The sequence below is a fragment of the Pseudofrankia sp. EUN1h genome (assembly GCF_001854645.1).
GTDB lineage: Bacteria > Actinomycetota > Actinomycetes > Frankiales > Frankiaceae > Pseudofrankia > Pseudofrankia saprophytica.
This window is the reverse complement of record NZ_MBLN01000077.1, coordinates 36,621-57,568: the sequence shown is the minus strand read 5'-3', so window position 1 is coordinate 57,568 and position 20,948 is coordinate 36,621. Positions and strand designations below refer to the sequence as shown.

General features: G+C 71.2%; 20 protein-coding genes and 1 pseudogene. 11 read left to right on the top strand and 10 right to left on the bottom strand.

Annotated features, from left to right (window positions below; all coding sequences use genetic code 11):
* Positions 1–2: 2 nt before the first annotated feature.
* Complete coding sequence (locus tag BCD49_RS30845) at positions 3–362, bottom strand: type II toxin-antitoxin system PemK/MazF family toxin (protein WP_007512160.1); 360 nt, start codon at positions 360–362, stop codon at positions 3–5.
* Between the two features lie 324 nt (positions 363–686).
* Between BCD49_RS30845 and BCD49_RS30840 the strand changes: the two genes are divergently transcribed.
* Entirely contained in the window at positions 687–1,193 is a 507-nt protein-coding gene (locus tag BCD49_RS30840; protein WP_007512159.1) for a hypothetical protein, read from the top strand.
* Between the two features lie 263 nt (positions 1,194–1,456).
* Positions 1,457–1,874, top strand: a pseudogene (locus BCD49_RS46555) (nuclear transport factor 2 family protein).
* 247 nt (positions 1,875–2,121) lie between these two features.
* Here the strand turns inward: BCD49_RS46555 and BCD49_RS30825 are convergent.
* Positions 2,122–2,808 (bottom strand): NUDIX hydrolase, encoded by a 687-nt coding sequence (locus BCD49_RS30825; protein WP_007512156.1) that lies wholly within the window; start codon positions 2,806–2,808, stop codon positions 2,122–2,124.
* Positions 2,809–3,113: 305 nt separating this feature from the next.
* A complete protein-coding gene (locus tag BCD49_RS30820; protein WP_007512155.1) occupies positions 3,114–3,725 on the bottom strand; it encodes an NAD(P)-dependent oxidoreductase in 612 nt (203 codons plus the stop codon).
* Positions 3,726–3,824: 99 nt separating this feature from the next.
* Here BCD49_RS30820 and BCD49_RS30815 point away from each other — a divergent pair, with 99 nt between their 5' ends.
* From BCD49_RS30815 to BCD49_RS44380, 4 genes are all read left to right on the top strand, one after another.
* On the top strand, positions 3,825–4,289 hold the full coding sequence (locus BCD49_RS30815; RefSeq protein WP_007512154.1) for a MarR family winged helix-turn-helix transcriptional regulator: 465 nt from the start codon (positions 3,825–3,827) through the stop codon (positions 4,287–4,289).
* Between the two features lie 209 nt (positions 4,290–4,498).
* Entirely contained in the window at positions 4,499–5,716 is a 1,218-nt protein-coding gene (locus tag BCD49_RS30810) for an LmeA family phospholipid-binding protein (RefSeq protein ID WP_007512153.1), read from the top strand.
* Between the two features lie 43 nt (positions 5,717–5,759).
* A complete protein-coding gene (locus BCD49_RS45965; RefSeq protein WP_007512152.1) occupies positions 5,760–6,089 on the top strand; it encodes a sigma factor in 330 nt (109 codons plus the stop codon).
* Positions 6,044–6,298: a hypothetical protein gene (locus BCD49_RS44380; RefSeq protein ID WP_007512151.1), complete on the top strand. Its 255-nt coding sequence runs from the start codon at positions 6,044–6,046 to the stop codon at positions 6,296–6,298. Before BCD49_RS45965 ends, BCD49_RS44380 begins: the two co-directional genes overlap by 46 nt.
* A gap of 8 nt (positions 6,299–6,306) precedes the next feature.
* Here BCD49_RS44380 and BCD49_RS30795 read toward each other — a convergent pair whose 3' ends face one another.
* The 5 genes from BCD49_RS30795 to BCD49_RS30775 form a co-directional block, all read right to left on the bottom strand.
* The gene (locus tag BCD49_RS30795) at positions 6,307–6,852 is read right to left on the bottom strand and encodes a dihydrofolate reductase family protein (protein WP_071042203.1); all 546 of its coding nucleotides are present in this window, start codon (positions 6,850–6,852) and stop codon (positions 6,307–6,309) included.
* Positions 6,849–7,844: a helix-turn-helix domain-containing protein gene (locus BCD49_RS30790; protein ID WP_007512148.1), complete on the bottom strand. Its 996-nt coding sequence runs from the start codon at positions 7,842–7,844 to the stop codon at positions 6,849–6,851. Before BCD49_RS30790 ends, BCD49_RS30795 begins: the two co-directional genes overlap by 4 nt.
* 215 nt (positions 7,845–8,059) lie before the next feature.
* Positions 8,060–9,277: an RCC1 domain-containing protein gene (locus tag BCD49_RS30785; protein ID WP_007512145.1), complete on the bottom strand. Its 1,218-nt coding sequence runs from the start codon at positions 9,275–9,277 to the stop codon at positions 8,060–8,062.
* A gap of 189 nt (positions 9,278–9,466) precedes the next feature.
* On the bottom strand, positions 9,467–10,276 hold the full coding sequence (locus tag BCD49_RS30780) for a UbiA family prenyltransferase (protein ID WP_007512143.1): 810 nt from the start codon (positions 10,274–10,276) through the stop codon (positions 9,467–9,469).
* Between the two features lie 91 nt (positions 10,277–10,367).
* On the bottom strand, positions 10,368–11,807 hold the full coding sequence (locus BCD49_RS30775; protein WP_425343348.1) for an MFS transporter: 1,440 nt from the start codon (positions 11,805–11,807) through the stop codon (positions 10,368–10,370).
* A gap of 732 nt (positions 11,808–12,539) precedes the next feature.
* On the opposite strand from BCD49_RS30775, the gene BCD49_RS30770 reads away from it, so the two are divergent.
* From BCD49_RS30770 to BCD49_RS30760, 3 genes are read left to right on the top strand one after another with little or no spacing between them, the layout of a single operon-like run.
* Positions 12,540–13,760: a glycosyltransferase gene (locus tag BCD49_RS30770; RefSeq protein ID WP_007512139.1), complete on the top strand. Its 1,221-nt coding sequence runs from the start codon at positions 12,540–12,542 to the stop codon at positions 13,758–13,760.
* Positions 13,757–14,776: a hypothetical protein gene (locus BCD49_RS30765; RefSeq protein ID WP_007512138.1), complete on the top strand. Its 1,020-nt coding sequence runs from the start codon at positions 13,757–13,759 to the stop codon at positions 14,774–14,776. Before BCD49_RS30770 ends, BCD49_RS30765 begins: the two co-directional genes overlap by 4 nt.
* Positions 14,773–16,281 (top strand): glycoside hydrolase family 130 protein, encoded by a 1,509-nt coding sequence (locus tag BCD49_RS30760; RefSeq protein WP_007512136.1) that lies wholly within the window; start codon positions 14,773–14,775, stop codon positions 16,279–16,281. Before BCD49_RS30765 ends, BCD49_RS30760 begins: the two co-directional genes overlap by 4 nt.
* Before the next feature lie 40 nt (positions 16,282–16,321).
* Here BCD49_RS30760 and BCD49_RS30755 read toward each other — a convergent pair whose 3' ends face one another.
* Complete coding sequence (locus BCD49_RS30755) at positions 16,322–17,323, bottom strand: glycosyltransferase family 4 protein (protein ID WP_007512134.1); 1,002 nt, start codon at positions 17,321–17,323, stop codon at positions 16,322–16,324.
* 415 nt (positions 17,324–17,738) lie between these two features.
* Here BCD49_RS30755 and BCD49_RS30750 point away from each other — a divergent pair, with 415 nt between their 5' ends.
* Both BCD49_RS30750 and BCD49_RS30745 read left to right on the top strand, forming a co-directional pair.
* Complete coding sequence (locus tag BCD49_RS30750) at positions 17,739–18,932, top strand: cytochrome P450 (RefSeq protein WP_071042202.1); 1,194 nt, start codon at positions 17,739–17,741, stop codon at positions 18,930–18,932.
* Between the two features lie 68 nt (positions 18,933–19,000).
* Complete coding sequence (locus BCD49_RS30745; protein ID WP_007512130.1) at positions 19,001–19,819, top strand: mycofactocin-coupled SDR family oxidoreductase; 819 nt, start codon at positions 19,001–19,003, stop codon at positions 19,817–19,819.
* Between the two features lie 105 nt (positions 19,820–19,924).
* Here BCD49_RS30745 and BCD49_RS30740 read toward each other — a convergent pair whose 3' ends face one another.
* Complete coding sequence (locus BCD49_RS30740) at positions 19,925–20,890, bottom strand: SDR family NAD(P)-dependent oxidoreductase (RefSeq protein ID WP_241832430.1); 966 nt, start codon at positions 20,888–20,890, stop codon at positions 19,925–19,927.
* Positions 20,891–20,948 lie beyond the last annotated feature (58 nt).

Genomic DNA, 20,948 nt, shown 5'->3' with positions numbered 1-20,948 from the left:
CATCAACCATCGGCTCCCGCAGCGTCCACCTGCTCCAGGCCACTGAGACGGAGAGCTTCGTCGAGCTCGCCGAGCTTCGCGGGCGACAGGCTTCCGGCCTTCTCGATCATGTCTGCCCTGGTCAGGGTGACCAGCCACGTGCAAGGAATGAGGCCTGGGCGTGGGAGCGCGACTCGCAGGACACCGCCCAGGGGCAGTCCCTCGGGGGCGCCCACTGCCACCTCGACAGCCACGCCGCTGATCTCGATGTTCGCTGGAGCGACGACCTGTATGGCCCGGAACCCACCGGGCTCCTCTCCCGAGAGYAGAACGACCGGCCGCCGCTCATCGAAGTCCACCCACCAGACTTCGCCGCGTTCCATGTGTCCTCCTACACGAGACGGCAGGCGCACCCCGCACGACCGCGCAGAACACGCATCGGTCGTCAGCCACGCCCGGACCTCCCTCACCGACGACCATCACATCACTACGACGATCATCCGGTCGCCGAAATTCTCAGCTCCGATGGGACTCGCCCGGTCCCGGACGTCCCCCGCACTTGAGAAACACCAGGTCACGGCCTCCGGCACTTCTCATGATCCCTGGGAACGGACAGACCAGCGGCTCGGGTCTTCGAGATCGGGGCGTGGGGCGGCGGCGTCTTCAACAGCGGTGCCTGGCTGGTCGTCGACGAACGCCGCACGGACGTGCACTACCGCGATCTCGACATCGTCGAGGAGGAGCTCGCCGCCGCGGCCGAGGGCCGGTTCCGCATCGAGCCGCTGATGTTCCACCTCGCCGGCATCCCGTCCTACCTCGTCCTCGCGGAACTCGCGGTCAGCAGGGTGCTACGCGGCCGGCTGCCCACGGTGCGCTACCCGGCGGCGCTGCGGGAACGGGCGCCCAAGATTTGGTGGGACAACGCGCGGCTGACCTTCGACTACGCCCGGGTCAACCACGCCCGCCATGGCCGGCTGGCCCAGTGCGCCGGGCTGGTCGCCCAGGCAACCTCGCAAACCGCGCACGCCGTACTCGCGGCGCGCGGCGAATGGGTCACCAACGACAAGACCCTGCTCACCCGCGCGGACCTGCGCCAGATCGACCACTTCATCGCAGACGCCCACGCCGATCCGAAAGCCGCCCGCAGGCTCGTGGACGTATCCGAGGAGCTTTGCGCGGCGGCGGTGCAGGCCGTGCTCCACCCATTGCCCTGACCTCAATGAGGCACGAAGCAGGCGTCCACGCCCTGAGGGATGCCCGCAGTAAAACGGCGAGCCACACAGCGAATGGTGACCCAGGTCACACAGGATTGCGGTCCGGGGGCGAGGGAGGCGTACGCCGAATACAGGCAGGCCGACGAAGGAGTTGACCTCAAGCGGACTTGAACTCTTAGCCTGACCGCCGCGGGGTCAAGCGGTCTTATCGGCCCGCACCTCATCAACGGCGGCCGTTCGGCGCAGGAGCATTAAGGAGCACCGTGCCTCATCTGAGGGACATCACCGATCGAGCGGAACTTGCCGCCCTGGTCAGTCAGCTTGGGCGCTGGCTGGACACCGGTGACGACAAGGAGGGGCGCGTAATCTTCCACGAGGACGCCATCATCCACAGCGCTCGCGGCGGCGCCACGGGGATCGACGACATACTCGAGTATTCGCGGCACCAGCGACGACAACGAAAACTCTCAGCATCTGATCACCGACGTGCTCGTCGAGCTTGACGGGGACCGCGCCACCATGACGGCGAACGAGCTTGTCGCGTACTTCCCGTCGAGGACGGTCTTTCCCTCGCTCTCGAGGCTCGTCGGCCTGCGTTTCGCGTTCCAGGCGCTCCGCACCCAAGACGGGTGGCGGCTCACCCGCGTTGAGGTCACACCGCTCTGGCGGCAGGAGGCATGACCGCGCTCCCGATCACACCCGTCCACCTGGCCGGGTTCACGGCCTTCGACGTCCGCGGGCACGCTCATGGGCCAATCGCCGCATTGGCCAACAACGGCCGCGTCCGGCGGCGCTGGCACTGGCACTGGCCAACAATCGCGGCATGCCAGCTCGGAGTGGCCAAGTAGATCCGATCCCTACAGCGGGAGCGCGGCCGCCGAACCAGGCGGCCGCGCTCTTCTGTGCCGTCGGTCTGCTGGCCCGGGGATCAGGTGGCGCGTTCGTACCGCCAGCCGGCGTCGAGCATCCACAGCCGGTGGCGGGCGCCCTCCCGGGCGGCGGGCGCGGGGCCGGTGTATCCCTCGTCGCCGTGCCACATCGCGAGTAGTCCGCCGGGGACCTGGGTGAACTGGGTCTCGAACAGCTCGGGCGGTACGCCCGCCGCGGCCGTCAGGGCGTCGGCGACGCCGGCGTGCGGCGCGAGCGTCCACAGCGTCACCCAGGTCGGTGGCAGCAGCTCGAGGCTGCCCTGGTCGCGCGCCGACAGGGCGTCCGCCGGGCGTATCCAGCGATGTTCGGTGATCTCCGCGCCGTCCACGACGACGTCCTGCTCGGGTGCCCGGCCGAGCAGCATCCAGGTCAGGAACCGACGCGCCGCCACGGCGGGCGGGCACCAGTGCGACAGCGGGATCAGCTCGGCGCCGTCGATGTCGATACCCGCCTCCTCCGCGGTCTCCCGCACCGCGGCCCGGCGGGCGGCCGCCAGCTCGGCGGACCCGTCGTCCGGGCTCCCGCCRCCGAGGTCGCCGGGATCGACCCGCCCGCCGGGGAACACCCACGCACCGGGCGCGAAGGATGCCGACAGGCTGCGCCGCAGCAACAGCACCTCCGGCCCCGACGGCCGGTCGCGCAGCAGAACGGCACTGGCGGCGGGCACGGCCAACGGCGAGGTCATACGGCCGATCGTAGGACGGGCCAGGTGAGAACGGACGCAGTCGCCGGGTCACCGTGGCCGTGGCCGGGGCTGATGACGACACGGACGGGCCTCGCCGGTCGACACGAGGTAGGGAGTGGGGGCCTGCTCGGCAGGCGGCCGCGGCTCGCCCGCCCCCGTCAACAACACCGTGGAACGCGTCACCGGCCACCTCGCCCGACGACCGTTTCGCTCCTGGGCCGAAGCTCACCGGGCGCATTTCCAGCGCGGCTGACGCCACCCCCGGCGCCGCGTGGCCCGGAGCGCGCTGACGTCGGAGCTGGCGACTACGAGGTGATGGCGACGGCCTGGCGGACGAGGTCGTCCCGGGCGAGCTGGGCCAGCATGAAGTCAGCGAGATCGGCGAACGAGATCCTGGAGGAGAACGACAGCCGCAGGTCGGTGCCCGCGCGGTAACGCGCGGTGTGGTCGCCCTGCGCGAGGACAGCCGGCCGTATGACGGTCCAGGCGGTGTCGCTGGCCCTGATGAGTTCCTCCATTCCTTCCTTGTCCCGCATCAGCGACCTGATCAGGACGCGGTTGACGGCCACGTAGAGACTGCGGTGCCGGCTGTCCGCCACGCCGTAGCCACTGACGGCGACCAGACGGCGAACGCCGTGGGTGCTCATCGCCGCCAGGATGGCGCGCATCCCGTCCGTGCACACCGTGGTGCCCCACCTGCGCTGGCCCAGGGCGCTGAGCACGGCGTCGCCGCCGGCGACGACATCCTTGACGGCCTCCGGGTCGCGGACGTCGCCGGCCACCGGCCGCAGCCGCTCGTGAGCCGCCAGCGTGCCGGGGTCGCGGGCGAGCGCGGTGACCGTGTGGCCCTGCCGCAGCGCCTGCTCGAGCAGGTGGCGCCCCGTGTGACCGGTGCTGCCGAAGACCGCCAGATGCATGCCGCGTTTCCTTCCACCACAAGAACAATTGGAGAGTCCAAGCATTGCGGCGAATGCTTGGAGATGTCAAGCATTGGAGTCTCCACGTAGCATCGGTGGGTGGGTGACACGCGCGACCGCCTCGACGAGTCCTCGGTTCAGATCCTCATCCAGCAGGTCGTCGCCCTCGCGGCCGAGACCACCACCCTCGCCGTGGACCTGTTGAAGGAGCTCGACCTCACCGAGCCGCTCGTCAACGTCCTGTGGCGGCTTGCCCCCGACGCGCCGGCCCCCTCGATGCGGACCCTGGCGGCGACGCTGAACTGCGATCCGTCCACCGTCACCTTCCTGACGGACCGCCTGGAGCAGCGAGGCCTCGTCGAACGACGGCCGGGCCCGACGGACCGGCGCCAGAAGGTTGTCGGCCTGACCCGCCAGGGTGCTGTGGTTCGCGCGCGGTTCGTCGAGACACTGACCGCGCGCTCCCCGTTGGCTCGGCTGTCCCCGGACGAGCAGCGGCACCTGCGGGCGCTGCTCACCAGGGCAGGCGCCGATCCGAGCCTGTTCACCTGCCAGGCGATCTAGCACGGTGTTCCTGCCGCCGATGACGCTGGCCAGGAAGCTGCCGGTCGCCCGGAACAGGGTGTTCATCCCCTTGGCCGCGGCACGCGTCCGCCTCGGGCGCAGTACGAAGCGCGACGCTTCGGAGCCGACACGGCGGCCGGGTGCGAGAGTGGTCGCTGAAGGCCGGCGGAGCCAGGGTTCTGGCGTGACGGGGAGCGGGAGACGATTCGGTGAACCAGGAGCGTGACGAGGACGGGCAGGAGCCCGGAGACGTCACCCGTGTCCCGCCGCCCGGAGCATCCCGGGGATGGCCGGAGGCGGCGGACACCGACGGATCCTCGACCCAGCGCATTCCTCGCCGGACCGTGCCGCCCCGCTCGACACCAGTACCCGCGCGGGCCGCGGGCTCCTTCGGCCCGACCGATCCTCCACCGCCCGCGAGCTCCTACCGCCCGGGGCAGGCGGCGCGACCGGCCGGTGCCGAACCATGGGACGAGACCCGGGCATGGGCGCGCCCACCCCACCAGGACAGCGGTTACGAGGTGATATACCCGGCCGCGGCCTATGGCGGCTTCGACGCCGGGCCACCCGGCGCGTCCGGCGGCCAGCCGCCGGACGGGTTCCCTGGGGCAGGCACCGGGGTGGAGCCACCGCCGACCCGGTGGCGCTGGCCCCGGCGGCGCGTCCTCATCCTCACCGCGATCCCGCTGGTGCTGATCCTGCTGTTCGTGATCGTCGACCGGGTGACGGTCACGGTCGCCGAGCGGGAGATGGCCAAGCAGCTCAAGACGAGCGTCGTGGAGAACGTGGCCTGCGGGGCCGCCCCACCGACCGTGAAGGACGTCAGCATCGGCGGTTTCCCGTTCCTCACCCAGGTGCTGTTCGGGAAGTTCCAGAACGTCGGCGTGACCGTCGAGAACCTCTCCACCCCGCAGCTGCGGATCGCCTCGATCCAGGCGAACCTCAAGGGCATCCACGTCCCGTTCAGCCAGATCATCGGTAACGACGTCGGTGAGGTGCATGTCGACAGCGCCCAGGCGACGGTCCGGGTCCGCTACGACGACCTGAACACCTTCCTGGCCGGCCAGCCGGGCGGGCTCCAGATCAACCCGATGGACAACGGGCGGCGCGTCGAGATCTCCGGCACGGCGGACGTGCCGCTGCTCGGAACCCAGCAGGTGGGCGGGGTCACCACGTTCGAGGTCCGGGACAACAAGCTCATCCTGGTTCCCACCGAGATCACCCTGCGCGGGGCGTTCAACCTCAACATCCCGCTGGGCGGCCTCGGCGAGCTGATCCCCTCGATCCCGATCCCGGTCGGCGAACTGCCGTTCAAGCTGGACATCACCAGGGCGTCGACCGACGCGTCGGGCCTGTCGCTGTCGGCGACCGCCACGGACCTCGTGCTGCCCAAGGCGGAGACCACGCCGCGCTGCCAGCCGTCGTAGCCGCGGCGGCATCGGCCCCGGCGGGGGCATAGGTTCTGCGGTGATGTCCGACGGTGGGGGAGCGCTGGCCGCCGACGAGTTCGCCGACGCCGCCGAGCGGCATCGCCGGGAGCTGCGGGTCCACTGCTACCGCCTGACGGGCAGCTTCGACGAGGCCGAGGACCTGGTCCAGGACGCGCTGGTGCGTGCCTGGCGCGGCCGCGGCCAGCTCGACGACCCGTCGAGTCTGCGCGCCTGGCTGTACAGGATCGCCACCAACACCGCCTGGACTTCCTGCGGTGCAACGAGCGGCGGCCGCGACCTCGCCAGGAGGTCGGCCCGCGGGGTGTGCGCGTCGTCGGCGTCTGGACGGCCGGGCTGCCGGAGACCCTGACCGCCGAGAAGCTCGAGGCGGTCACCGGCGCGCCGCTGCCGCCGGAGGCCGTCGCCGGCATCGCCGCCAACCTGGACTCGCTTCGGATGACCGGGCGTTCGCCGCGGCTCGCCGAGATCGCCGCCACGGTCACGTTTCTCGCCAGCGACCACGCGGCCGCGATCACCGGCACCTGGATCAACGCGACGAGCGGGATGTACCCGAGCTGACGGCCAGGTCAGGCGCGGGGGCCGACGACGTCGTAGCGGGCGCACGCGAAGGCCCGGTTGCGGGTGACCTCAACGAGGCGCAGGTCGAGCCGACGGGGCAGCAGCGGCTTGCCGGCGCCGAGGGTGACCGGGGCGAAGGAGACGATGAGGTCGTCGAGGAGACCGTGGTCGGCGAACTGGCCGGCGAGGTCGCCGCCGCCGACCACCCAGACGTCCTTCGTCCCGGCGGCGGCCGCCGCGGCGGCGTGCACCGGCCGGATGTCGCCGCGGGCGAACCGGATGTCGGCCCCGTCGACCGGCTTGAGGTCACGGCTGGTCAGCACCCAGCTCGGCTGCTGGTAGTCCCAGGTGCCGCCGGTGGAGATGTGGTTGTCGAGGAGCCAMTGATAGGTCGACGATCCCATCACGAGCGCGCCGACGTGCTCGATGAACTCGTTGTGGTTCATCGGGCCGGCCGGGTCGATGTCCTGGGTGACCAGCCAGTCCAGCGAGTGGTGCTCGTCGGCGATGAAGCCGTCGAGGGTGGTCGCGGTGTAGTAGGTCGTGCGGCTCATCGGTCGTTCCCTTCCGTCCCGGTGGTCGTGTCGTCGTCGGTCTCGTCGCCCGGCCTGCCGGCTGGGTCGTGCTCGGTCTCGCCGCGCACGGCGCGCAGCCACATGATCGGATCGCCGTCGTCGACCTCGCGTCCCGCGGCGCGCAGCAGGTGGCGCACCAGCTGACGGCGGTGCGCCGCGTAGGTGACGATGTGCGCGACGACGCTGCTGAGCACGAAGCTCTCCGGCGGGTCGCACAGCGCGTCGATGAGCCGGTCGTTCCACGCCCCGCGGGCCTCGATGTCGCGTACCACCGCCAGCCACCGGCCGGCGGTGGCGTCGTGGCGTTCCAGCAGCCGCGCGACGCCGTCGTTCTCGTCCCGCGGCGGCAGGTCGAGGCCCTCGATCGCCGCGAGCCACACCTCCTTCGTCCAGATGTGGTGCTCCAGCACTGCGGCGATCGACCTCTCGGGGCCCTCCCAGGACGTCACCGTCGGGAAGGGAAGCCGCTCGGCGCGGAGTTCGGCCTCGGGCAGCCCCTTGGCGATCTCCAGGAGATCCCGGGTGTCGTCCAGGTCATGGCTGACCAGCTGTTCGGTGAGGGGGCTCATCGTGTTCTCCGTGGAGTGCACCCACAGCGACATCGGCGGGTGGTAGTGGATGCCGTTGGGCGCGGGCAGCCAGTGGCTGCCCGCGGGCAGGCTCGGCGGGTGGCCGAAGGCCCGGGTGAAGGCACGGGTGAAGCCGTCGACGGACTCGTAGCCCGCGGCCCAGGCCGCGTCGGTGACCGTCGACCCCTGCCGCAGCTGCCAGGCCGCGCGCTCCAGCATCACTCGGCGCCGCATCGCCACCGGCGGCTCGCCCGCGTTCCGCGACAGCAGCCGGCTGAAGTGGAACGGCGAGGAGTACGCCTCACCGGCCATCTCGTCGAGGGAACGCGGGACGCCCTCGTCGGCGCCGGCGAGCACCGCGTCGAGCAGCTCGCGCAGGCGGTCACGTCCGGGTTGCTGCATGGGGTCAGTCTGTCGGGCGCGGCACGGCCCACGCCCGACCGATCTTGCTCAGCCTCGTGCGACGAACTGTCCCAGGTGATGGGTGACGCCTGGGACAGTTCCCGTCGCGGATTCCTGGATTCTCGCTGCTACCCGGGTGACAGGCCGGGTAGCAGCGAGTCCGATGTACTCATCCGGTTAGCGGTTGGTAAGGCCGGACGGGTGCGAGGCCCGTCTCAGTTCACCGCGTACCCGCTGAGGCCGCCGCCGGCGATCGTATTGATGCCGCTCAGGCCGGTGACCCGGACCGGGGTCAGGCGGTTGGTCGTGGTGCCGTTCCCAAGCGCGCCGCCGGCGCCGGATCCCCAGGCCCACACAGTGCCGTTACTGCGCAGCGCATACCCGGTGTAGGCGCCGGCCGCGATGGCGGTGACCCCGGTCAGGCCGGAGACCTGGACCGGGGTCGGGCTGTTCGTCGTGGTGCCGTTACCAAGCTGGCCTTCGTAGTTGTACCCCCACGCCCAGACCGTGCCGTCCCCGCGCAGCGCATACCCGCTGTTGCTGCCGGCCGCGATGGCGATGATCTGGGTCAGGCCGGCGACCGGCACCGGGGTCAGTCTGCCCGTCGTGGTGCCGTCGCCAAGCGCGCCGAAGCTGTTGGATCCCCAGGCCCAGACCGTGCCGTCACTGCGCAGCGCATATCCCCGGTACACACCGCCGGCGACGGCGGTCACATCGGTCAGGCCGGAGACCTGCACCGGGGTCGGGCTGTCCGTCGTGGTGCCGTCACCAAGCGCGCCGGCGTTGTTGAACCCCCAGGCCCAGGCGGTCCCGTCGCTGCGCACCGCGTACCCGGTGTGCAGACCGCCGGCGACGGCGGTCACATCGGTCAGGTCGGAGACCTGCACCGGGGTCGAACGGTTGATGGTGGTGCCGTCGCCGACGGAGCCGTGGTTGTTCAGCCCCCAGGCCCAGGCGGTCCCGTCGCTGCGCACCGCGTACCCGTTGTGGGCGCCGGCCCCGACGGCGACCACATCGACCAGGTCGCTGACCTGCACCGGGGTCAGGCGGTCGGTGGTGGTGCCGTCACCGAGCTCGTTGTGTGAGTTGTCACCCCAGGCCTGGACGGCGCCGAAGGCCATCGCGTACCCGGTGCTCTCGCCGGCCGCGACGGCGGTGATTTCGTCTATGCCCGCGGTCTGGACTGGCGTCAGGCGGCCCGTGGTCGTGCCGTCGCCGAGCTGGCCCTGGCCGTTGGCGCCCCAGGGCAGGACAAGGCCGGGCCCCGGGTATTGGACCTGGTCAGAAGACCCCAGGAGCGCCGGCGCCGGTCCTTCCCCTGCCAGGACCGCCGGCCCGGGCGTGGCAGCTGTCGCGGCCGTGGGCAGGACGATCAGCCCCACGGCGGCCAGCGCCGCCGAGCACATCCCTGTTCGCCATTGTCGCTGAGACATGTCTGCTCCTTCTGTCTGAAGGACGGGCCACATCCCGTTGTGGCCACTCTGTGCGTCATTTCTAGTACACAGAGTGTTGTCAGCGAGCGGATATGTTGACCAAGCGTGCCTGTGTTGCGCCAGAACGTCGTTATTCAGCCTTGGCGGGACGGCCGGAACCCGGGTTACGGCCTCCGCCGCGGGAACGCCCTAACGCAACTGGGTACCGCTGGCGACGACCAGGGCGACGTCGATCGCGGCGATCGCCAGCGCGGCACGGAACGCGTGCTTGTCGCCGAGCCGGAGACCGATCGCCGTCAGCGCGGCCACGAGGGCGAGGACGGCGACGCGCCAGGTGCTGGGACCGGTCGGGCCGAGCAGGGCGACGACGGAGCCCGCGACGAGCAGCAGCACGGCCGACCAGCGCGAGCCGACGGCTCCGAGACGTTGCGGCAGCCCGCGCACGCCGGTCTGGGCGTCCGCCTCGAGATCGGGCAGGGTGTTCGCGAAATGCGCTCCACACCCGAGGAGCGCGCCCGCCAGCGGCAGCCACCACGGCGGCAGTGGATGACCTGCCTGCCCGAGAACGACGAACGTGGGCAGCAGGGCGAACGACACCGCGTACGGCACGACCGACAGTGGCGTCGCCTTGAGGCCGAGGTTGTACGCCCACGCGCTCGCGACCGCGCCCAGATGAACCCACCCCGCTCGCCACCCGGAGGCGAATGACAACGGGACGCAGGCAGCCAGCGCGACGGCGGCCGCGAGCGCGACGGTTCTCGGCGTGATGCCCCCTGCGGCGACGGGTTTCTCGGGCCGTCCGCCGATCGCGTCCCGATGGCGGTCGATGACGTCGTTGCTCCAGCCCACCGACAGCTGCCCTGTGACGACCGCGCCAGCGACCGCGGCGACCCCGGCCGCCGACCGTCCGACGGCGACCGCCAGCGCCACGGCGAACAGCGTCACCGCCGCGGCCGGCTCCGGATGACAGGCCCGCACCAGCGCACCAATCCGTCCCACAGCCACCAGCCTCGCAGACCACGTGGTTCGGGACCCACCGCCGTGGCGGCAAGGTCCAGATTCGACCAGAACCGTTCATGATTGGTGGCGGTCAACTGGTGGCGGGCCTCGTGATCGTCTCAAGGTCGCCGATCGGGGCCTTCGGCGGCTCGGGCGCCGGGCGGACCGGGATGGCCAGCTCGACCAGGGTGGCGACGAGCGCTCCGGCGGCGCCGATCGCCAGGCAGACGCGGATGCCGGTCTCGGAGGGCACGGCGACCGATCCGAGCTGGATCGTCAGCTGGCCGAGGACGAGGCCGACCACCGTGCTGGCGGTGGACGTGCCCAGCGAACGGGCCAGCGAGTTGAGGCCGTTGGCCGCGGCCGTCTCGGACACCGGCACCGATCTCATGATCAGGTTCGGCATGGCGGCGTAGGCGAAGCCGACACCGGCGCTGTTCACGATGTTAAACACCAGGACGCCCCACGCGGTGCCGATAAGCAGCTGGGCGAGGACGTTGCCAGCGCAGATGACCATGCTGCCGAGCAGCAGGCAGGACCGTGGGCCGAGAGCCTGGCTCATCCGCGCGGCCAGCGGGGAGAACGCCATCATGGTCAGGCCGCCGGGCGCCATCAGCAGGCCGGCCTGGAGCATGGACAGGCCCTGGCCGTAACCAGTCGCCGTGGGCAGCTGGAGCATCTGCGGCCCGAGCAGGTTCGCGGAGTACATCGCGAACCCGACGGCGACCGTGGCGAGATTGGTCATCAGCACGGGCCGGCGGGCACTGCTGCGCAGGTCCACGATCGGCGCCGTGGCACGCAGCTCCCACCTCGCCCAGGACCCGAGGACGATCGCTGAGACCACGAGGAGCCCGAGTACGGGCGTACTGGTCCAACCCCAGTCACCACCCTTCGAGATCGGCAGGAGCAGGGCCACCAGCCCCACCGCCAACCCGACCGCACCGGCGGCGTCGAACCGCTGCCGTACCCGGACCGGCGATTCCGGCACCACGGTGATGATCAGTACGGTGAAGACGCAGCCCAGTCCGGCGGCGAACCAGAACGGCGCGTGCCAGCCGAGATGCTGGGCGACGGTGGCCGAGAGCGGCAGACCGAGCGCGCCGCCCACGCCGAGCGAGGAGCTCATCAGCGCGACCGCCGGGCCCAGCCGCCGCGGCGGCAGCACGTCTCGCATGATGCTGATGCCGAGCGGGATGACGGAGATACCCAGGCCCTGCAGCGTTCGCCCCAGGACCATGAGGAGCAGGGTCGAGCCCAGCGCGCAGACCAGCGAGCCCGCCGTCAGGGACACCACGGCCGTCAGCATGAGCCGGCGCCTGCCGTAGAGGTCCCCGAGCCGGCCCAGCAGCGGCGTGGCGACGGCCGAGGTGAGCAGCGTCGCGGTGATCACCCAGGAAGCGTTGGCGGTGCTGGTGTGCAGCAGCCTGGGCAGCTGGGGGAGCAGCGGGATGACCAGGGTCTGCATCAGCGAGACCATGGTGCCGGCGCCGGCCAGCACACCCACGACTCGCCGGCTGGACACGGGGGCCACCGGGGGCGTCGGCGCCGGCGGGGACAGCGGGGCGCTCACTGGCAGGGGCCCCACCCGCTGGGCCTGGATGAATGCATGACGCACATCATGTGCGCTGGCCAGCTCACCTGCATCGTGCATGCGGCGTGCATCATGCACGAGCGGACGGCGACCCATGTCCTGACACGGGCGTCGCCTGATCGCTGCCGAGTTCCCGCCGCACGGCTGGGAATTCGCGGTCGGCGGACCGCGAAACATATCGGCGGACCGTCGAGACGACCGGCGTCCGGCGACCGGTACAGCCCTGCGCGGAAGGAGAATTCCCAATTTGCGCTCATACAATGACGGAAAGTAATAGTATGCAATCTCACGTTTGCGGACGCAAATGGCGACGGTGGTCGTGGCATCGGATGGCGCGCCTGTGGGTGCCAGGACGACACCGGGGCGACCAGCTCCGGGTGCCACCGGAAGTGGCGATCTGGTGCGCCAAATGACACGGCGAGACCCGGGGCTGTCTCCGTTTGCTTTTGGGGTTTGAGAGGGCTACAAATGAGTTAGCACTCAATAGGATCGAGTGCCAACCTCTGGCGCGACGAGTGTCTGGGCCAGATGGCCATCTTTTCGTTGCTGGCCCCCGCCGGTGCCGGCACCTCTCGCCGCGGGCGTGAGCCTCACATCGTGCATCCACGGAGCGCAGCGCTCGCGTGACCGCCGGCCGACTCGGTGTCGGCAACTACCGGAAGGCGGGCCTTCGTGCCCCTCCGTTACGGCTTTCTGAGCACCTATTTCCCGACGCAGTGCGGGCTCGCCACCTTCACGGCGGCCCTTCTCGGCGAACTGGCCAGCGCGGCGCCGGGCGCCACCAGTGGGGTGGTGCGACTGCTCGAGGCGCCGGCGGGGCCCGGCCGGCGACCAGCGGCCGTCGTGGGGGACCTGGTGGCCGGAACCGCGGGTGGCCCGCGCCGCGCGGCGCGGCTCCTGAACGGTTTCGACGTCGCGGTCGTCCAGCACGAGTACGGGGTCTACGGAGGGCCGGACGGCGACGAGGTGATCGAGGTTCTCGACAATCTCGAGGTGCCGGTGGTGGTCGTCCTGCACACCGTGCTCGTGAGCCCGTCCCAGCACCAGCGCGAGGTCATGGAGGCACTGGTCGCGTCCGCGGACGCCGTCGTCGTGATGACCGAGACCGCGCGGGACCGGCTGCTCGACGGGTACCACGTCCACCCGTACCGGGTCACGGTGATCCCGCACGGCGCGGCCGACAACCGCCGCGCCACGCCGGCGCGGTCCGCCCGGCCGACCATCCTCACCTGGGGCCTGCTCGGGCCAGGCAAGGGCATCGAGTGGGGCATCGCGGCGATGGCCCAGCTGGCCGACCTCGACCCGGCCCCGCGCTACCTCGTCGCGGGCCAGACCCATCCCAAGGTCCTCGCCCGGGACGGCGAGGCGTACCGGGAAGGGCTGGCCGCGCTGGCCAGCCGGCTCGGCGTGGCCGACTCCGTCGCCTTCGACCCCCGCTACCTCGACAGTGAATCGCTCGCCGACCTCGTCAGCGGCGCCGACGTGGTCCTGCTGCCCTATGACTCCGTCGACCAGGTGACCTCCGGCATCCTCATCGAGGCGGTCGCGGCGCTGCGGCCAGTCGTGGCCACCCGCTTCCCGCACGCGGTCGAGCTGCTCGGCGACGGCACCGGCCTGCTCGTGCCACACGGTGACCCGGCGGAGATCGCGGCGGCGGTGCGCGGCATCCTCACCGATGACGGCGTCGCCCGCGGGCTGACGAGCGCCGCCGCCACCCACGCACCCGAGCTGCTGTGGCCCGCGGTGGCGCGGCGCTACCGCCGGCTCGCCACCGGGCTGGCCGCCCGCACCGGGAGCAGGCCGGGTGTCGCACCCGTGCCCACGCCCCAGCGGGCGCTCGCGCCAGCGCCCACGCCCATGTCGATGACGGCGACGGCGACGGTGGCCCGGTGACGCCGGCGATCTCGTTCGCTCATCTTTTCCGGCTCAGCGACGACATCGGCCTGTTCGAGCACGCTCTTGGCTCGGTGCCGCGCCGGGAGTACGGGTACTGCGTGGATGACGTCGCGCGCGGGCTGGTCGTGCTGTCTCGCGAGCCGTCGCCACCCCTGGAACTCATTCGGCTGCTGGAGCTCTATCTCGACTTCGTGCTGGCGGCGCAGGCGCCGGACGGAAGGGTCGTCAACCGGCGCGACACCGAAGGCCGCTGGCGGGACGACCCCGAACTCGGCGACTGCTGGGGCCGGGCCCTGTGGGGGCTGGGCACCGCGGCGGCGCTGGCGCCCACCCGGCGGCTGCGGGCGCGGGCCCGGGCCGGGTTCCAGGTCAGTGCCGCCCGCCGTTCCCCCTGGCTGCGGGCCATGACCTTCGCCGCGCTCGGAGCGGGCGAGCTGCTGCTGGCCCACCCGGACGACGAGCCGGCTCGTACTCTGCTCGCCGACGCCGTCGCCGCGATCGGCCCGATCGACGACAGTCCCGGATGGCCCTGGCCGGAGCCCACCCTGCGCTACGCCAACGCGGCGGTGCCGGAGGCGCTGATCCTCGCGGGCATGTGCCTGTCAGACCGGACGGCACGCGCGGACGGCCTGCGGTTGCTGGCCTGGCTGCTCCACGTGGAGACCAGGGACGGAACGCTGTCGCCGACCCCCGTCGGTGGCCGGCGCCCTCGGGGCGATCCCAGGCCTGGCTTCGACCAGCAGCCCATCGAGGCGGCGGCCATCGCGGACGCCTGCGCGCGGGCCTACGCGGCGACCAGTCAGAACCGGTGGCTCACCGGCCTCGGGCAGGCGCACGGCTGGTTCCTCGGCGAGAACGACGCCGGCACGCCGCTGGTCGACGCCACGACCGGTGGTTGCCACGACGGCCTCGAACCCGGGGGGTGCAACGCCAACCAGGGGGCGGAGTCCGCGCTCGCCCTGCTGTCCACGGAGCAGCACGCCCGCCGGCTGCTGGCGCCGAGTACACCGTGACCCTTGAGTCGGACCTGGTCACCCGGCTTCCGCTCACGCTGGCCGCGGATCCCGGCAGGGTCATCGCGAAGCTCTTCCTCCCCGGCGAGGAGGGCGGCGAGGGGCACTCCCGGGCCGCGGGCATCGTGGACCGGGTGCTCGCTCTGGCCGAGGACGAGGTTGACGGCCTCGTCGCCGCCCTGCTCGACCGGTTCGAGCCCCGGCACCGGGACTACCGCGGCACCCTGGCGCGGCACGCGGCGATCGTGGCTCCCCGCGTCGCGGCGCCGGCCGAGCTCTCGCCGGCGCGCACGCTGCTGCTCGGCGCGAGCTTCACCGCCGAGTACGCGGTGGAAGGCGCGGCCGTCACCAATCCGTCGGCGGTCGCGCACCCCGACCAGTCGGGGCTGCCACCCGGCGCACTGCGCCTGGTGCTCAGCCTGCGCGCCGTCGGCGAAGGGCACGTGTCCTCGATCGCCTTCGCGGTCGGCGTGCTCGGCCCAGGCCCGACGGTGCGGCTGGAGTCACGCACCGGCCCGCTCACCACCGGCATGGTCGTACCGGTCGCGTGGGAGCGCGGCCGGCTGCGCTCCCTGCTCGCCGAGCATGGCCTCGGCGACGAGGTCACGCGCTCTGTCCTCGATGTCCTCGACGCCACCGACAGGAGTCTGGCCGGAGACGGGCTCGAAAAGGCCTTCACCAGCATGCCCGCGGAACTGCTGCGCCGTCCGCAGGCCGCCGGCATCCTGGCCGGGATCCGGTCCATCGCCGGATCGCTGCGAGGAGTCGAGTTCCCGCGGGACAGCGCCCTGACGCAGCGGGTCCTGTGGCCCACTGTCGCCAGCGAGAGCAAGGGGATGGAAGACGCGCGGTTCGTCCGTTTCACCGCGCCGAACGGAACCGTCGACTACCGAGCGACATACACGGCCTATGACGGCACCCACATCGTGCCACGACTGCTCACCAGCCCCGACCTGCGGATCTTCACGTCCTCTCCGCTCGCCGGCCCGGCGGCCCGGAACAAGGGGATGGCGCTGTTCCCCCGGCTCGTCGGCGGCCGTCACCTCGCGCTCTGCCGATCCGACGGGGAGACCACCGGTCTGACGGCATCCGACGACGGGCTGGTCTGGGAACCGTCCCGCCCGGTGCATGTGCCGAGGGCGCCGTTCGAACTCATTCAGGTCGGCAACTGCGGCTCACCCATCGAGACGTCGGCGGGCTGGCTCGTCCTCACCCATGGCGTCGGGCCGATGCGCACGTACACCGTGGGAGCGATCCTGCTCGACCTGGAGGACCCGTCCACCCTGGTCGCGACGCTGCCCGAGCCGCTGCTCACCCCGGGCCGGACCGAGACCGATGGCTATGTCCCCAACGTCGTGTACTCCTGCGGCGGCCTGGTCCATGACGGGCGGCTCTGGCTCCCCTACGGGATCGGTGACTCCCGGGTCGGGGTGGCGAGCGTGCCGGTCGACGCCCTGCTCGCGCGGATGACCCGGGCGACCGCCCGGCCGGCCGACCGGGCCTGACGCGCCTGACGGAGCTGACGGGGCTGAACCGTCGGGCAGGTCAGCGCAGGATGCGTTCGTAGAGGGCGAGATAGTCGGTGACCATGCGAGCCATCGAGAACCGCCGGCTCGCCGTTGCCCGGCACGCGGCGCGGTCGAGATTCGTGGCGCGGTCCACCGCCGCCACGGCCGCCGCCGGATCGTCCACCAGGAACCCGGTCACYCCCTCGTCCACGACCTCCCGCATGGCCCCACGGCGGTAGGCGACGACCGGCGTGCCGCACACCATCGCCTCGACGACCGCCAGGCCGAACGGTTCGTCGAACGCGATCGGATGCAGCAGTGCGGCGGCGGAACCGAGCACCTCCGCTCGCCTGGACGGCCCGACCGGCCCGAGGTAGCTCACGGCGTCCCCGTCGACGTGGGGCCGCACCTGTTCGGCGAAGTAGCGCTCGTCCTGAACGATCCCGCAGATCACCAGCCGCCGGCCCGCCAGGCGGGCGATCTCGATGGCCGCCGCGGTGCCCTTGTCGGGATGAATCCGGCCGAGGACGACCAGTTCCTCCCCGCCGGCGGCCGAGAACGGAAGGGCGGCCAGATCGACGCCGTGATACACCGTCGCGGCATAGTCCAGTTCCGGGCTGCGATCGGCGTCGGAAATGGAGACGTAGGTGGAGGCCGCCCGGGCATAGGCGGGGACGATCCGCGGGTCGGAGAATCCGTGGACCGTCGTGACCATCGGCGCCCGGAAATGCGCCGCGAACGCCAGCGGCAGCCAGTCAAGATGGTTGTGCACCAGATCGAACTCGCCGGAGCGGGCCAGCGCGTGGGCCACGTGCAACGCCTCCCACACCCGGCCGTCGAGCTCTGGGTCCTCGGCGTATCCGTGCGGGCACACACCGTCCAGCTCCCCGGCCGTGCGCGAATCCAGCGTCGCGAACAGCGTGACGTCGACGCCGCGGGCCACCAGGCCCTCCGCGAGGTGGCTGGCGATCTGCTCCCACGGGCCGTAGTGCCGAGGCGGGGTGCGCCACGCCACCGGCGCCAGCATCGCGACCTTCATTCCGTGATCCGCGTCGCCATGTCGATCACCCTGTTCAGCCGCCTCGCATCAGAAAATTCGCTCAGCTGTGCATCAGAAATACGAAAAGGGTGCGGAGGATTATTTTCGTCGCCGGTATGACCCTACTCGGGACCTCGGCCCGTGATGGTGCCGCGCGCATCCGGCGAAGGCTCGGAGGCGCGCCTTCGTCGCGACGAGCCGCGACGTGCCGCGACGTGCCGCGGCACGGATGGTAGTCATATGGTCGCTCAAGGTGTCGGGATCGGTGGGTCCGCGGGGCGGCGAGCGGCGGCCCGGCGGGCGGCATCTGTTGACATTGGGCGATCGCCCAGCTAGAACGGCTGTTAATACTTCCGCGTGTCCGATCGGGCGCGCGAGCCGCGGTCTCGCAGTCGTCGAAAAGGGGGCTCGCCAGGTGAGTCGTGATGGCGCGGTCTACTGGGATCCCTTCGACCGTGAAATCGCCGTCGACCCCTATCCCGTCTACCAACGGCTGCGCGCGGAGGCACCCCTTTACTACAACGACAAGCACGACTTCTACGCCCTCAGCCGCTACGAGGACATCAATCGCGGGCTGATCGACTGGAAGACGTTCTCGTCGGCCCGGGGACCGATCCTGGAAGTCATCAAGGCGAACATCCGCATTCCGCCAGGCACATTGCTGATGGAGGACCCGCCGGCCCACGACATCCACCGCGGCCTGCTCGCGCGGGTGTTCACGCCACGGCGGGTCGCCTCGCTCGAGGCGGAGATCCGGGACTTCTGCACGCGCTGTCTCGACYGGCTGGCCGGAGCCGACGGCTTCGACGTGATGACAGAGTTCGCGAACGAGGTGCCGATGCGGGTGATCGGGATGCTGCTCGGCATCCCGGAGTCGGACCARACGGCGGTCCGCGAGCGGGCGGACGCGAAGCTGCGCACCGAGCCGGGGCAGCAGATGAAGGTGTCCGAGAAGGCGCTCATGGACACCGACCTGTTCGCCGACTACATCGACTGGCGCGCCCAGCACCCGTCGGACGACCTGATGACCGAGCTGCTGCGCGCCGAGTTCGTCGACACGGCCGGCACGACCCGCACGCTCACCCGCGCGGAGATCCTGACCTACGTCACCGTCCTGGCCGGCGCGGGCAACGAGACCACGGCCCGGCTGATCGGCTGGCTGGCCGCGCTGCTCGACCGTCACCCCGACCAGCGCGCCGAGCTGGTGGACGATCCCGGGCTCGTCCCGAACACCGTCGAGGAGACCCTGCGGTTCGAGCCGACCGGCCACGCCGTCGCCCGGTACGTCACGGCCGACGTCGAGCTGCATGGCCGGACGGTGCCCGCCGGCAGCGCCATGATGCTGCTCCTCGCCTCGGCGAACCGGGACGAGGARTGCTGGCCGGAGCCCGGCCGGTTCGACATCCACCGCAAGGTCAACAACCAGCGCACCTTCGGGTTCGGCACCCACTACTGCCTCGGAGCCTCACTCGCCCGGCTCGAGGCCAGGATCGCGCTCGAGGAGTTCGTGAAGCGCTTCCCGACGTGGGATGTCGACTGGAAAAACGTCGCGCTGTCGTCGACGTCGACGATGCGCGGTTGGGAAACGTTGCCGATCACCGTCGGCTAGCGTGGGCGCCCGCTTGTCATCGCGGTATGCCCGGCCCTGATCTCCGCACCATGAGCTAAGGATGGGTAATGGGAAAACTGGACGGCAAGGTCGCGTTCATCACCGGTGCCGCGCGCGGCCAGGGCCGCAGCCACGCGATTCGGCTGGCGCAGGAGGGCGCCGACATCATCGCGGTGGACATCTGCGCCCAGATCGCCACGGTGACATACCCGATGGGCACGGCGGAAGAGCTCGCCCAGACGGTGAAGGAGGTCGAGGCGCTCGGCCGGCGCATCGTCGCCCGGCAGGCCGACGTGCGTGATGTGGCCTCGCTGCGGAAGGCCTACGACGAGGGCGTGGCCGAGCTGGGGGCGGTCGACATCGTGGTGGCGAACGCCGGCATCGGCGCGGGCGGCGGAAGCGCGTCGGAGGAGGCGGAGTGGGATGACGTCGTCGCCGTCAACCTCACGGGTGTCTGGAACACCGGTCGCGTCGCGATCCCGCCGATGGTCAAGCGGAACCAGGGCGGGTCGATCGTGCTGACCAGCTCCACGGGCGGGCTGATCGGCGTGGGCATTCCCGTGGCGGGATTCCTGGGCTACACCGCCGCCAAGCACGGCGTCATCGGGCTGATGCGGTCGTGGGCCAACTACCTGGCGCAGTACAGCATCCGGGTGAACAGCGTCGCCCCGACGGCGGTGCGCACGCCCATGGCCGGCGATGGGAACCTGGCCGCCATCCTGGAGAGGTCGCCGGCGCTCGCGAGCGCGCTGACCAACGCGATGCCCGTCGACATGGTGGAACCGCTGGACATCTCCAACGCCATCGCATGGCTGGTGTCCGATGACGCGCGCTACGTGACCGGCACGGTCGTCCCCGTCGACGCGGGCCTGCTCAACAAGCGGTAGCACGTCCACGCTCCAGGAGCTTTCGTCGACGCGCTCAGCGGCCGCCGACCGCGGGCAAGCCCGCGGCCGGYGGCCGCCGGCATTCCCTGGCGGCCGCTCCGGCCGTTACCCGGGCAGGTCGACGAGGGCGGCGCTGCGGTCCCAGAGGCGGCGGGCGAGATCCGGGTCGCGTGACTGACGGGACGTCAACAGCCGCTCGTGCCGCCGGAAACGATGCAGGTAGGCGCCATTGACGGCGCGTGGGTCCGCGCGGACGGCGAGCGCGACCAGCGGCTGCGCCCCCTGGTCGGGAGTAAGCGTGACGAACCGGTTCCACCAGCGGCCGTTGAGCCGGGCCAGTGGCCGGGTGTAGCGGACGATGCTGGTGGCGACGTCGCCGGGGTGGAAGGCGGTCGCCGTCGGTCCGTCGGTGCCCAGGCTCGCGATGGCCCGGTCCGCGGCCCGGCGGGCGAGCTCGCGAACGAACAAAATATCCGCCAGCTTGCTGTCGGCATAGGCCTGGAACTCCCGGTAGGGACGGCGGGAATGGTCCAGATCGTCGAGGTCGATATGCCCGATCCGGTTTATGATGCTACTGGTCATGATCACCCGGGAGCCTGGCGTCGCGGTCAGCCGCGGCATGAGCAGCAAGGTGAGCAGGTACCCGGCGAGATAGTTGACCTGGAAGGTCATCTCATGGCCATCCACGGTGACCAGCCGTTCCGGATACATCGCCCCGGCATTGTTCGCCAGCACGTCGATGCGCGGGCACAGCTCCAGGATCTGGTCGGCCACCCGCCGAACCTCGTCCAGCCGGGCGAAGTCCGCGAGCAGCGGGACGGCGCCGCTGCTCTCGGCGACCGCTCGGGTCCTCACCGGGGAGYGCCCCAGCACGACGACGCTGGCGCCCAGCTCGGCGAGACGCCGCGCCGCGGCCGCTCCGATGCCCGAGCTCGCGCCGGTGACCACGACCGTTCGCCCGGCCAGAACGCCGACCGCCGGGCCGGTCGTCGAGACGCCGGGCGCGGCGTCCACGCGCCCGCCTGCGCCGGCGGACGATCCGGAGGCGGTCAACCGCGCAGTGCCGCTCATGTTCGCAGTCTCATGTCCATGCCCGGCGCTCGCACCACGGGCGCCGGCTTGTACTACC